This is a genomic window from Streptomyces sp. SudanB25_2051, assembly GCF_964272635.1.
Classification (GTDB): Bacteria; Actinomycetota; Actinomycetes; order Streptomycetales; family Streptomycetaceae; genus Streptomyces.
On sequence record NZ_OZ186787.1, the window covers coordinates 4,923,659 to 4,936,900 of the forward strand.

General features: G+C 71.4%; 9 protein-coding genes. 8 read left to right on the plus strand and 1 reads right to left on the minus strand.

All coding sequences use genetic code 11. The features are described from left to right. The first annotated feature begins 49 nt into the window (after positions 1–49). The 8 genes from eccB (at position 50) to ACSUPT_RS22245 (ending at position 8,445) form a co-directional block, all read left to right on the plus strand. Entirely contained in the window at positions 50–1,582 is a 1,533-nt protein-coding gene (gene eccB, locus ACSUPT_RS22210) for a type VII secretion protein EccB (RefSeq protein WP_351968122.1), read from the plus strand. Between the two features lie 17 nt (positions 1,583–1,599). Then, positions 1,600–2,862 (plus strand): type VII secretion-associated serine protease mycosin, encoded by a 1,263-nt coding sequence (gene mycP, locus ACSUPT_RS22215; RefSeq protein ID WP_403499224.1) that lies wholly within the window; start codon positions 1,600–1,602, stop codon positions 2,860–2,862. 187 nt (positions 2,863–3,049) lie between these two features. Beyond that, positions 3,050–3,487, plus strand: coding sequence for a hypothetical protein (locus ACSUPT_RS22220; RefSeq protein ID WP_436945359.1), 438 nt, complete (start codon positions 3,050–3,052; stop codon positions 3,485–3,487). A gap of 5 nt (positions 3,488–3,492) precedes the next feature. Beyond that, positions 3,493–5,196 carry a WXG100 family type VII secretion target gene (locus ACSUPT_RS22225; RefSeq protein ID WP_436945360.1) on the plus strand — a complete coding sequence of 568 codons (1,704 nt, stop codon included), beginning with the start codon at positions 3,493–3,495 and terminating at the stop codon, positions 5,194–5,196. A gap of 26 nt (positions 5,197–5,222) precedes the next feature. Beyond that, complete coding sequence (locus ACSUPT_RS22230) at positions 5,223–6,479, plus strand: S8 family serine peptidase (protein WP_436945361.1); 1,257 nt, start codon at positions 5,223–5,225, stop codon at positions 6,477–6,479. A 75-nt stretch (positions 6,480–6,554) separates the two neighbouring features. Then, entirely contained in the window at positions 6,555–6,914 is a 360-nt protein-coding gene (locus ACSUPT_RS22235) for a WXG100 family type VII secretion target (protein WP_351968117.1), read from the plus strand. A 62-nt stretch (positions 6,915–6,976) separates the two neighbouring features. Then, positions 6,977–7,276, plus strand: a complete 300-nt coding sequence (locus ACSUPT_RS22240) for a WXG100 family type VII secretion target (protein ID WP_403499217.1) — start codon at positions 6,977–6,979, stop codon at positions 7,274–7,276. 95 nt (positions 7,277–7,371) lie between these two features. After that, complete coding sequence (locus ACSUPT_RS22245; protein WP_436945362.1) at positions 7,372–8,445, plus strand: hypothetical protein; 1,074 nt, start codon at positions 7,372–7,374, stop codon at positions 8,443–8,445. Between the two features lie 652 nt (positions 8,446–9,097). Here ACSUPT_RS22245 and eccCa read toward each other — a convergent pair. After that, positions 9,098–13,066: a type VII secretion protein EccCa gene (eccCa, locus tag ACSUPT_RS22250; protein ID WP_436945363.1), complete on the minus strand. Its 3,969-nt coding sequence runs from the start codon at positions 13,064–13,066 to the stop codon at positions 9,098–9,100. Positions 13,067–13,242 lie beyond the last annotated feature (176 nt).

The window sequence follows — 13,242 nt, forward strand, 5'->3', positions numbered from 1 at the left end:
TGCGGACCAGGGGACGCGGCGGCCCAGCGGGGAGAGGGACAGCGCATACATGGCATCGCGTCGGGATGAACTCAACGCCTACACCTTCGCGAAGCGGAGACTCGTCGCCCAATTCGTCCAGCCCAACTCCACCGGCTCCGAAGAGGGCGCGCCCCGCCCGCTGCGCGGCGTGCTGCCCGGCGTGATCGTGGGCGTCGTCGTGCTCGCCGTTTTCGGCGCGTGGGGAATGTTCCGGCCGGTCGCCCCGAAGAATTGGGACAGCCCCGGCGAGAACGTCATCATCGCCAGCAAGTCGACAACGCGCTATGTCGTCCTGAAAACCGGAAAGACCAAGCAGCTCCACCCGGTTCTCAACATGGCCTCCGCGAAACTCCTGCTGAATCCCGACAAGGGAACGGTCATCAAGGTCGACGAGTCGGTCCTCGACAACGGCAAGATCCGGCACGGCGCCACCCTCGGCATCCCGTACGCCCCGGACCGCCTCCCCGACGCGAAGGAGGCGGGCGCCGCCAAGCGCTGGGCGGTGTGCGAGCGGCCCGGCGAGGGCGGGCGCGCCATCCAGAAGGCCGCGTTCGTCTTCGCCGACCGCGAGAAGTCCCGGACCGACGGCGAAGGCCGGCTCAGCGGCGGCGACCTGCTGTACGTGGAGGGCCCCGCCCCCGAGCGGACCCGCTACATCGTGGACGGCGCCGGCACCGCGTACCCGGTGAAGAACAACGAACTGCTGCTCCGCCAGCTCGTCGGCCAGGGCCGCACCCCGCAGCGGGTCTCCGCCGGCTGGCTGGACACCCTCCACAAGGGCGACGAGGTCGACTTCCCGTCCATCGAGGGCACCCCCGGCGCCCCGGCGAACGTCCCCGGCGAGCTGGACGACGAGGTGAACAAGGTCGGCATGGTCCTGACCGCCACCGACGGCACCAAGAAGCAGCAGTACGTCGTCCTGCCCGGCCGCGTCGCGCCCGTCACCGACTTCACCGCGAAGCTGCTGCTGAACAGCCGCGAGCTGATCGAGCTGGGCCAGGACGGCCAGGCCACGTCCGTCAGCGCCGCCGCCTTCCAGCCCGGCGAGGCGTTCGGCGCCGACAAGAAGTGGCCCCGGCACGCGCCGAAGCCCGTCAACTCCGCGAGCACCGACGAGGGCAGCCGCAACACCGTCTGCAACGTCCTGCGCGAGGTCGACGAGGACAACGGCTCCACCACGCTCAGCACCTGGGCCGGCGACGCATTCCCGGCGCCCCTGCCCACCGGCTCCAGCAGCGCGTACGTCACCCCCGGCACCGGCCTGCTGTTCCGCCAGTTCAGCGGCGCCAACACCCGCGCTGGCTTTCTGTTCCTGGTCACCGACACCGGCCTGCGGTACGCGATGCAGTCCAACGGCGACAACCCGGCCGACGACTCCGGCATCGGCTCGTCGGGCTCGGCGGAGGAGAAGAAGGCGCGCCTGCTGGAGGCGCAGCAGGCCCAGAACCGGCTCGGCTACAAGGATGTCGACCCGCAGCCCGTCCCGGCCGCGTGGTCCGCGTTCCTGCCGACGGGCCCGCGCCTGTCGACGGCGGCGGCCCGCCAGCCGCAGGGCTCGTGAGGTCGGAGGCACAGGCGATGAAGTCCACGAACAGGCGCACCGCGTACGGGCGCGGGGCCGGAGTCCTGGCCGCGACGGCCCTCCTGGCGGTCACCCTGCCCGCCCCCGTGGCCGCGGCGGAGGACACCCCCGGCCAGTGCACCTACCCCAGCAAGCCCTACGAGGGCCGCCCCTGGGCGCTGCAGCGGGTCCTGCTGGACGAGCTGTGGAAGCAGTCCACCGGCAAGGGCGTCCGCGTCGCCGTCATCGACACCGGCGTGGACGTCAAACACCCGCAGCTGAAGCCCGCCGTCGACGTCAAGAGCGGCATCAACCTGATCCCGAAGGACGCCAAGGACGAGAACGGCAACAAGGTCGAGCGCGGCAACGAGAGCGGCACCACCGACACGGTCGGCCACGGCACCAAGGTCGCCGGCATCATCGCCGCCCGCCCGATGAAGGGCACCGGCTTCGTCGGCCTCGCCCCGGACGCCACGATCATCCCGATCCAGCAGAACGACGCGGACGGCAACGGCACGGCCGGGACCCTGGCGACCGCCATCGAGCACGCCATCGCGGAGAAGGCCGACGTCATCAACATCTCGCAGGACACGGCCAAGGCGGTCGAGCCGACGCCGCTGCTGAAGGAAGCCGTCCAGAAGGCCCTGGACAAGGACATCGTCGTCGTCGCGTCCGCGGGCAACGACGGCCTCGACGGCAACGTGAAGAAGACCTACCCCGCCTCCTACGAGGGCGTCCTCGCCGTCGCCGCGTCCGACCGCAACAACGAGCGCGCCGCGTTCTCCCAGTCCGGCGACTTCGTCGGCGTCGCCGCCCCCGGTGTGGACATGATCACCACGGTCCCGGGCGGCGGCCACTGCGCCGACAACGGCACCAGCTTCTCCGCCCCGTACGTCGCCGGGATCGCCGCGCTCATCAAGGCCAAGCACAAGGACTGGACGCAGAAGCAGATCGTCGCCCAGATCCAGCAGACCGCGGAGCGCTCGATCGCCGGACGCGACCGGCTAGTAGGGTGGGGCGTCGTGGACCCGGTCCGGGCCCTGACGGAGGACGACAAGCCGATCGAGGCCCCGGTCGCCCACGAAGGCGTCACCAAGGCGGAACCGCCCACTCCGGCGGAGCTCCACCTGGGCGAGACGCCCGAACAGCGCAACGCCCGCCTCGCGACCTACGTCGTCGTGGGCGGCGGCGTCCTCGTCGCCGCCATCGCCGGCACCGCGATCGCCCTACGCGACGCCCGCCGCCGCGACCGTACGACGGCACGTCCCGCGAACGGGTGACGGCACACACACGACCACACCGCAACCGACCGGCCCCCTTCCCCCGTCAACGGAGAAGGCACGTGGCACGTAAGGCACTTGGGGCTGTCGGAGGCACTGGATAGAGTGGCGGGCGTGCGATCGGCGAATAGCACAAGGATCCGATCGCAATGCGTGACCGCTGGAACAACGGGGAGGGACAAGGGGCATGGGCGACCTTGAGCGCGGCGCAGGCGCGCTACGGAATTTCCAGTCCAAGATCAACGCGCTGCTGACGGAATTCGAGAACAGCCCGGGCGGCCACCAGAAGGTCGCCGAGCACACTATCCAGCGCGGCGCCTTCAGCGGCACCGCACTGCCCTTCGCGGAAGCGGACGGCTTCTTCACCCAGTACAACCGCGTCCACAAGGAACTGGTGACCCTCTCCAAGCTGCTGGCCGACCAGATGGAGCTCCTGCGCCTGGGCGCCCACGCGGCCGACGTCGGCTTCGACAACGTCGACGAGGACACCCGCCGCCGCTTCCACGCCATCCAGACGCAGCTGAAGGCCGCAGAGGCGGAGCGGGAGCAGCGCGAAGAGAAGCACACGGACAAGCCGGACCAGCCCCGCACGGACATGCCGGACGTCACGAAGGACATGGGGTAAGGCCGATGGGAACCGAAGAGCAGAACCTCACCCCCGAGCAGCAGCAGAGCCAGGACGCGTCCAAGATCCAGACGACGTTCAGCGCGACGGACCGGCTGGAGCGCTTCTCGGCACAGTTCGGCCGCATGGGCTTCGGCACCGGAAGCGGACCGGGCGGCTTCTTCGGCAAGACGAACTTCGAGAACGCCCCGCTCAACGCCATGCTGGACCTGCTGGAAGCGGCCAACCCGGCCGAACTGGAGGCCGCCGGCACGGCCCTGGAGGCCGCCCGCAAGGCGCTCAACGACGCGGCGCGCGACCTGAAGAAGGACGCCGCCGCCGTGGAACTGAAGGGTGTGGCGGGTACGGAGTTCCAGCGCTTCGCCGCCGACCTCGCCGCGTACACGTACAACCTGGCGAGCTTCGCCAACATCGTGGGCGCGCAGATGAAGGTGGCCAGCACGGGCCTCGCCTCCGTCCGCAACGCCCGCCCGCCCCGCGACAACCGCCCGGACCCGAAGAAGCCCACGGACTTCCCCCCGGCGGAGCGCACGGCGGACAACGAGGACTACCAGAAGGCCGTCAAGGCGGAACGCGACCGCCAGGAGGCCATCAACCAGCTGAACCGCCTGGCGTCCTTCTACGCGGTCTCGGAGTCGACGCTGGCGGCCCAGGAACCGCCGAAGTTCCCGGAGCGGTTGAAGGCGGCGGTGCCTTTGCCGACGGGTTCGGGTTCCGTCGGGGACGCCGCCGGCTCACGGACGGCGCCTCCCACCGACGCGCCGCGTGGTGCAAGGGCGGATCATCCGCAGGCCGCCTACGCTGGTGAGCGCGGCGTGCCCACCGGTCCGCCGCCCAGGGCTGACCTCCCTGGCCAGGCGTCTCCCCCCGCCATGCCGGACCCGTCGATGCAGATCGACACCATCGCGCCCGCGGCCCCGCCGGTGACGGCTCCGCCCGCACCCGCGCCTACGCCGACCGTGCCCAGCACCAGCACCGGTCCCTTTACGCCGCCTCCCATGGCTCCCGGCCTCCCGACGACAGGGAAGGGGCCGGTCACCGGGCGCAACCCGGTGGCACCGGCCGGCCCGCGCACGGCGGGACCCACCACCAGCCAGTACGGCCGTCCGGGTGTACCCGGAGGTCCGCAGGTGGGGCCGGGCACTCCGGGGCAGGCCGGCCGCACGGTGGCCCCCGGGCAGGCGAGCCCGGTCGGCCGACCGGGCACACCGGGCACCCCCGGTACGCCCGCGGCAGGGCGCCAGAACGTCATCGGCGCCCCCGGCACGAACAACATGGTGGGCCGCCCTGGCTCTCCAGGCGCGCCGGTCACCGGGCGCGCGGGCGCGCCCGCATCGCCGGTCGCCGGGCGGGCGACCACGGGCATCGTCGGCGGTACGCCGCAGCAGCGCCCGGCCACGGGCGGCGGTGCCGGATCCCGTATCCCCACAGGCACGGTGATCGGCGGCCAGGCCGCGGCACAGGGTCGCCCGTCGGCCGCGCGTCCTGCCACCGGCGGAGTCATCGGAGCCAACCCCGGTGCGGCGGCCCGTTCCACGGGCCGAGGCACCCCCAGCGTCAACGGCGTGGTGGGCACCCCGCGCTCCCAGCGCGCCAGGGGTCAGAAGGACGAGGAGCAGCCCGGTTCGGAGCGACCCGACTACCTCGTCGAAGACGAAGAGACGTGGGCGACGCGGCGGCGTGGCGCCGTTCCGCCGGTGATCGACTGATCTCAGGAAAGGTGCAGGGAGCCAGGATGACAGCAGGAACGACGCGTCGGCTGCGGCGGCGGGTGACATGTGCGGTCGCGTTGGTCGGTGCGTGGGCCATCGGCTTCGTCGGCCTGGCTCCCGCCGCTTCGGCGGAGGACATCCGCGCCCAGCAGTGGTACCTGGACGCGATGCACGTCGACAAGATCTGGCAGAAGACCAAGGGCGAGGGCGTCAAGGTCGCGGTAATCGACACGGGCGTCAACGCGTCCACGAATACTCTGCGCGGGCAAGTCCTCAAGGGCCTCGACGCCACCAAGTTCGACGGGAAGACGGATGACACCGACGGCCATGGCACCACCATGGCCGAGCTCATCGCCGGCACCGGGCGGGCCGGTGGCATCCAGGGGCTGGCCCCCGGAGCGAAGATCATTCCCTTCCGGGCGAACACTTCCGGCTCGCAGAAACTGAAGAAGAACCCCTGGTCCATCGAGGACGCCATCCGTGCGGCCGCGGACAGCGACGCACGGATCATCAACATGTCGTTCGCCTACCCGCACACCACCGACCGCATGGAAGAAGCGGTGAAGTACGCCCAGAGCAAGGGCAAGCTGATGTTCGCAGGTGTCGGGAACGACGGCGACGGCAAGAACGAGTTGCTCTACCCGGCGGCCTTCCCCGAGGTTGTCGGCGTCGCGGCGACCGACCGCGAGGGAAGGGTGGCGGAGTTCTCCCAGCACGGTCGAGTCGTTGACATCTCCGCGCCAGGCAAGGGCATTCCCGGCTGGTGTGATGCCAAGTTCGACGGATACTGCATCAATCAGCAGGGCACCAGCCACGCCACCGCCATCGCCTCCGCCACCGCCGCGCTCATCTGGTCGTACCACCCGGACTGGACCGCGAACCAGGTGCTGCGCGTGATGTTCGAGAGCGCTGGCAAGGGCGAAGGCTGGAAGCCCGGCACGGTGAGCAACTACGTCGGCCATGGCGTGGTCCGCCCCGGCGCCCACATCAACCGGGGCCTGGGCAAGCCCGGTGACCCCGACATCAACCCGTTGACGAACGAGAACTCCGCCGGTTCCGGCGCCGGTTCGTCCGCGTCGCCCGCCGCCTCGCCGGCGGCGTCTGCACCAGGTTCGTCACAAGCTCCGCAGGCCGAGGCCACGCCCGCCAAGGCCGTGGCAGGCTCCAGCGAGGAAGCCGGGGGCGGGAGTTCCCTCGGCCTCATTCTCGGCGGCGCCGCAGCCGTGGTCGTCGTCGCGGGGGGAGCGTTCTACCTCGCCCGCAAGCGCCGTACGACATAGCGGCACGAACAAGCCGACCGCACCCGACGGTGGCGACACGACCCACCGGGGAACCTCCAGAGAGGAACACATCGCATGGCAGTGCAGAAGGTCAATGGCGTAGCGCTTTCGCAGCTCCAGGGGGAGCTGACGCGCCAGTTCGACGACGTGAAGAGCCAGCTCTCCGCCCTGCAGGGCACGATCGACAGCCTGGAAGGCCGCTGGGCCGGTATCGGTGCCGGTGCCTTCAACGTGAAGCAGGACGCGATCAACCGGAACATGGTGGGGATCGGCAAGCTCCTGCTGAAGTTCCAGGAGGCCATCGAGGCGGCCCGCACCATCGCCGGCAACACGGACGCCGAGGTCGAGGCCGCTCTGCGCGGTGTCGACGTGGCGGAGGGCTACTCGGGCGACGCCGCGGCCGAGTCCCGCACGTCGAACCTCGCCAAGTACTGACCTCTCCCGGCCGTGCACTCTTCGCGGCCGACTCACGACAGCACGAACCGGTTGGAGGACCGATGGCTAACAACGACGGCACGATGATCGTCACTTACTCGAGCCTGCAGGAGGCCGCGAGCACGATCGAGAAGCAGGCGAAGCGGCTCGACATGAGCCTGGAGGCCATCCAGGCGAAGATCGCGTCGATCTCCGACCTCTGGGAGGGCGAGGCCCGCGAGGCGTACAAGACGGCGCAGGCCGACTGGGACCGCCGTGCCCGTGAGATCAACCAGTCGCTGAACCAGATCGCCCGCGCGGTCCGCGAGGCGGCCCCCGCCTACCAGGGTGGCGACAAGAAGGCCGCGCAGAACTTCATGTAAGCGGCGGCACCGGCCAGAACCGGGGCATGGGGCGGACACGCGCGGGAGGTGTCCGCCCCTACGCATGCTCCGGCACGACGACCAGGAGGCACGGCGTGAGACGCACCGCGGTGATCCGGTGGACGTCATGGACGGCGGCGCTGGTCGCCCTCGGTCTCCTGGCGGCGGGCATCTGGTGGCGGGAGAGCGACACCGTGGCCCGCTGGCGCTTCGAGGAGGCGATGAGGACGTACTGCGGGGGCGTCCTGGCGTACGAGGAGAGCCCACTGTTCGAGGGCCTGGCGACGAACAAGGTTCCCAACGAGCAAGTCCTGGGCCCCAAGGCGCACTTCTGCCTGTACGGCGGGGCACGGACGCCGGTCACCGTGGCGCTGCTCGACCACCGGCGGCACGGCGAGTACCAGCTGCGGCAGCTGGTGCCCGGTTCCCACGCTCGGATGCTGCCCGTGCCGCTGGCCGACGGGTGGCGGGGCACGGTCGACGACGCCTCCGTCGGGGTGCTGCTCCCGTGCAGGGACAGGCGAGCGGCCGTCTACGTCACGGTCGGCTTCCCGAACCCCCCGGGCTTGGAGGAGCGGCAGAAATCGAGGAGCGGATGGGTCGAGAGCGACCGCTTCTGGGCCAGGTTCGCCACGGCGACCGCCGTCAAGGCCGCGGCGCACTGGGACTGCGACGCCGAACCGGGACAGCGGATACGAGCCCTGCCGCCGGTCTCGTGGGAGGAGCCGATCGAGGACGCCGACGGGACCTGCGCCGGTCTGCCCTTCGGTCTCGACAAGCGACTGGACACCGTGGAGGAGGCCGTGACGGGCGGCGGTTCCCTGCGGGAGTTCTGCCGGGTGGGGGCTTCGCACTACTTCAGCGACCGGTACAGCTTCTCGGCCCACTTCGGACCCGCGGCGCTGAGAGCCTGGGAGAGGGAGATCCCGCCGGGGGGAAGAGGCAAGCCGGCGGGGAGGGCGGGCGCACAGCTGTGGGGGAGCGCCCGCTGCCACGGCGACCACGGGCGGGCGCTGTTCGAGGCGTTCATCCCTCCGGAGGCTGCGACCGTGTGGCTCCCGGGGGAGACCGGCGAGGAGACCTTCGGCGCCCCGGCGTTCACGGAGTTCGTGAAGCGCACGGCCAAACGCCACGGCTGCACCGACCTGCACCTGCCGCCGCTCCGTTAGCTCCCGATCGCCGGCTTGAGCCGACCGTCACGGTAGGCGAGTGCAAGACGGGCAGCGCATCGCCCGGGGAAGTGCGGCCGCGCCGGTGCCGCCCGTACCTGCTCAGGAGAGGCCGTTGCTGGCCACGCGCAAGGGCCGTCTGCCATACGGTCACCGCACCGGCACAGTCGCGGCCTGCTCTTCTCACGGGCTCTTCCCAGGCGCCGACGGCTTGGGAGTCGCCCAGATGTCCCCCGTGCACGCCTCGGACTGGCCCAGGGCTTCCGTGTACTCCACCCCGTCGGACCGCCCGCGTTGGGCAGGTCCTCTGGTGGCAGGCCGTTCAGGAGCATGCGGTCCGCGCCCTGCCGCCCGCCTCCGCCTTGAGCTGTTCCCGCTCGTCCCATGCCACTCCCGACACCCGCCCCCATGAACGCCGTACGTCGGACGCCTCACGCTAGGCGACCGCACCTCACCCTCCGCAAGGCGCGACACGCCGCGCGCCCGTACCTGACCGGTTCCCGTCGCGGCCCCGCACGGCGGCGACGGGCCCCGGTACGGCGAAGGGCCCCGCACAGCGCACAGCCCCCGTACGGCGAAGGGGGCGCCCGCCGGTCAAGGCGGGCGCCCCCTCGGCGCCGGGCAGGCCGGGCAGGGCCCGGCAGGGCAGCGGTTAGCGGGCTTCCGGCATGAGGCCCGTCTGGACCAGCGGGTTGCCGCGCTGGCGCGAGACGAAGACGCCGCGGCCCGGGGGCATCGGGCGGGGGCGGACGCCGCCGAGGACGTCGCCCTCCTGCGGGTCGCCCGACAGGACCACGCCCTGCGCGCCCAGCTCCATCATGCGCTGCATGAACGGCTCGTACGCCGAGCGGCTCGCGCCCGCCGCGTTGCGGGCGATGATGAACCGCACGCCCACGTCCCGCGCGAACGGCAGCAGTTCGGTGAGCGGCGCCAGCGGGTTGCCGCTCGACGTCGACACCAGGTCGTAGTCGTCGACGACCACGTACACCGTCGGCCCCTGCCACCAGCTCCGGTCCCGCAGCTGCTGCGCCGTGACGTCCTCCGACGGGGTGCGGCGCCGCATCAGCCCCGCGAGGGCCTCCACATGGTGGTCCATGTTGTTGGACATCGGCACGTACTCCGCCAGGTGGGTCGGCGGGGTGACGTCCAGCAGGCCGCGCCGGTTGTCGATGACGAACAGCTTGCAGCTGTCCCCGTCGTACCGCTCGCTCAGCTGCTTGATCAGCAGACGCAGCAGGTTCGACTTGCCCGACTCGCTCTCGCCGAAGACCAGGAAGAACGGGTCGCGCTCGAAGTTGACGAACACCGGCGCCAGGTTGTTCTCGTCGATCGCGAACGCCACCCCGCGCTCCGGGTGCGCGAAGCCCGCCGGCAGGTTCGCCGCCGGCAGCTCGCGCGGCAGGAGCCGTACGCCGGGCGCGCCCGGCAGCGTCCAGTGCCGGGACACCTCCCGCGCCATCGCCGCCGTCGCCTCCGACAGGTCGCTGTCCGAGTTGATGCTGTCGATGCGCGGCACCGCCGCCATGAAGTGCAGCTTCTCCGGGGTGAGGCCCCGCCCCGGCACACCCGTCGGCACGTTCTGCGCGACACGGCGGTCCAGCTCCGAGTCCATCGGGTCGCCGAGCCGCAGCTCCAGCCGGTTCATCAGGTGGTCCTTGAGGTTGGCCCGCACCTCCATGGACCGCGACGCGGTGATGATCAGGTGGATGCCGTAGCCGAGACCGCGCGCCGCGATGTCCATCACGAGGTGCTCCAGCCCCTCGTAGTCGGTGCGGAAGCTGCCCCAGCCGTCGATGAGGAGGAACACGTCGCCCCACGGCTGGTCGGCCACCGAGATCTCACCGCGCTCCCGCAGCCGCCGGTACGTGGCGATCGAGTCGATGCCGGCGCTGCGGAAGTACTCCTCGCGCCGCGACAGGATGCCGTACACCTCGGCGACCGTGCGCCGCACCCGCTCCGGGTCCAGGCGCGAGGCGACACCGCCCACGTGCGGCAGCCCCGCGACCGACGACAGACCGCCACCACCGAAGTCCAGGCCGTAGAACTGCACCTCGTGCGGGGTGTGCGTCAGCGCGAACGCCGACACGATCGTCCGCAGCAGCGTCGACTTGCCGGACTGCGGACCGCCCACGATCTGCATGTGGCCGGCCGCGCCCGAGAAGTCCCGGTACAGCGTGTCGCGGCGCTGCTCGAACGGCTTGTCCACCACGCCCAGCGGGACGATCAGCCGGCCCGCGCCCTCGAAGCCCGGCTGCGTCAGCCCGCGTCCCGGCACCTCCGCCAGGCCCGGCAGCAGCTCGTCCAGCGGCGGCGGGTTGTCCAGCGGCGGCAGCCACACCTGGTGCGCCTCCACACCGCGGCCCTCCAGCCGCCGCACGATCACATCGAGTACGGAGTCGGCCAGCGCGTCGTCCTCCGCCGGCCCCTCGGGCTGCACGGCCCGCGCCGCCGGCTGCACGTACTGGATCGGCACCGGCGCGGCCGTGAACGGCACCGGCCGCCGGTCCACCGGCAGGGGCCCGCCGGCCGAGGCCATGGCCTGCGCGTTCGAGCGGTACACGCCCGACACGTACGCCGCCTTGAACCGCACCATCTCGTCCGTGCCGAACTTCAGATAGCCCGAACCCGGCACGTTCGGCAGGTGGTACGCGTCCGGCACGCCGATCGCCGCCCGCGACTCGGCCGCGGAGAACGTCCGCAGACCGATCCGGTACGACAGATACGTCTCCAGACCGCGCAGCCGGCCTTCCTCCAGACGCTGCGACGCCAGCAGCAGATGCACGCCCAGCGACCGGCCGATACGGCCGATCTGCACGAACATCTCGATGAAGTCCGGCTTCGCGGTGAGCAGTTCGCTGAACTCGTCGATGACGAGGACCAGCGAAGGGATCGGCTGCAGCGGGGCGCCGGCCGCGCGGGCCTTCTCGTAGTCGTGGATGTTCGCGTAGTTGCCCGCGTCGCGCAGCATCTCCTGGCGGCGGTTGAGCTCACCGCGGATGGAGTCGCCCATGCGGTCCACCAGCGTCAGGTCGTCCGCCAGGTTGGTGATGACGGCCGCGACGTGCGGCATCTGCGACATGCCCGCGAAGGTCGCGCCGCCCTTGAAGTCGGCGAGGACGAAGTTCAGCGTCTCCGACGAGTGCGTGACCGCGAGGCCCAGCACCAGCGTCCGCAGCAGCTCCGACTTGCCGGAACCGGTCGCGCCCACGCACAGGCCGTGCGGGCCCATGCCCTCCTGCGCGGCCTCCTTCAGGTCCAGCATGACCGGCGAGCCGTCCTCGCCGACACCGATCGGCACGCGCAGCCGCTCCGACTGCGAGCGCGGCCGCCAGGTCCGGCTCACGTCCACGGACGCCGCGTCGCCCAGGTTCAGCAGGTCGGTGAACTCCAGGTTGGCCAGCAGCGGTTCGTCGTCGTCGCCGCCCGACGCCATGCGCAGCGGCGCCAGCTGCCGGGCCAGCGCCTCGGCGGCCTCCAGGCTCAGCCCGTCGGGCGTGCCCTCGTACACCATCCCGTGGCCCGACTCCAGCCGCAGTTCGCCGGGGCGGACCACCACCGACAGCTGACCGCGCGCGCCGGCGCCCTCACCGCGGACGACCTCGATGATCGTGACGCCCTGCAGCCCCTCCGCAGCCGCCAGCGGCGACATCGGCGGCACGGTCTGGCCGTCCAGGACGACCACCACGTGCGGCTGGTCCAGCAGCGGATGGTCGCCGCCCTGGAAGCGCGGACGGCCCTCCAGCAGTCCGCCCAGCAGGGTCTGCAGGTCCATCGGGTCCGTGGTGATCAGCCGGCGCGTACCGGCACCGTCCACGGCGCCCCGTGCCTGCACATGCGGCAGCCACTTGGCCCACTCCCACCGGGGCGCGGCGTCCTGGCCGGCGGCGACGGCGATGACCAGGTCCTCGGGCGAGTGCAGCGACGCGAGCGAGGCGATCATGGCGCGGGCGGACGCCCGTACGGACTCCTGCTCCCCGCTCACCGTCACGTGGTAGAACGCCCGCAGCGACACCGCCATCGGCAGCCCGTCGAGCGTGCCGTGCGTGGCGAGGAACTGGCGCATCGCGCCCGCCGTCAACGGCTCCAGGTCGTCCACCGGCGCCGTCTCGGGGGCGATCAGCGGTGTGGCGAGCTGCTGGCTGCCGAGCCCGACGCGCACCTGCCCGAAGTCGGGGTCGCCCACGCGCCGCTCCCACACCCGGCTGCCCTCGGCGACCAGCGCCCACAGCTGCTCGGGGGAGGGGTGCAGATAGAACTGGGCGTCCCGCTGGAGGCGCGCGGTCCGCAGCACCAAGCGGCGCGTCTGGTTCAGGTACTTGAGGTAGTCGCGGCGCAGGTCGGCGAGCTGCCCCTGCGTACCGCGCCGGTAGCGCACCAGCATCGCGATGCCCATGGCCAGGGTCGACGCGATCATCACCATGCCCATGATCCGCATGATCGGATTCGGGGTCATGAAGAAGAAGACGACGGAACCGCCCATGCCGAGCATCGGCAGGATCTGCATCAGCGCGCCCTCCTGCTGCCCGCGGGGCAGCTCGGGCGGCGGTTGCACCTGCAGCTCCTCGCCGGGCACTTCGGACGGCAGGACCCGTGGTGGGCGCTTGACGACGATCTGACTCACAGCTCACCAATTCCCTTGCCGGACGGAAATGTTCCTATCGGCGCCCCCGTGGCGACGGGTTCCATCCGCGGTTGGCGATCCTACTTGCGTAGGGGGTGACGGCCGGGCGGTAGGGTGACGCGACGGATTCCACGGAGGCTGCGAACTACCGCGGAACAAGGGACATTCGGAGCGCG

Bases quoted from the DNA above. Each gene is read 5' to 3' on its own strand.
- eccB (WP_351968122.1), top strand. From the start codon at position 50: ATGGCATCGCGTCGGGATGAACTCAACGCCTACACCTTCGCGAAGCGG.
- mycP (WP_403499224.1), top strand. From the start codon at position 1,600: ATGAAGTCCACGAACAGGCGCACCGCGTACGGGCGCGGGGCCGGAGTC.
- ACSUPT_RS22220 (WP_436945359.1), top strand. From the start codon at position 3,050: ATGGGCGACCTTGAGCGCGGCGCAGGCGCGCTACGGAATTTCCAGTCC.
- ACSUPT_RS22225 (WP_436945360.1), top strand. From the start codon at position 3,493: ATGGGAACCGAAGAGCAGAACCTCACCCCCGAGCAGCAGCAGAGCCAG.
- ACSUPT_RS22230 (WP_436945361.1), top strand. From the start codon at position 5,223: ATGACAGCAGGAACGACGCGTCGGCTGCGGCGGCGGGTGACATGTGCG.
- ACSUPT_RS22235 (WP_351968117.1), top strand. From the start codon at position 6,555: ATGGCAGTGCAGAAGGTCAATGGCGTAGCGCTTTCGCAGCTCCAGGGG.
- ACSUPT_RS22240 (WP_403499217.1), top strand. From the start codon at position 6,977: ATGGCTAACAACGACGGCACGATGATCGTCACTTACTCGAGCCTGCAG.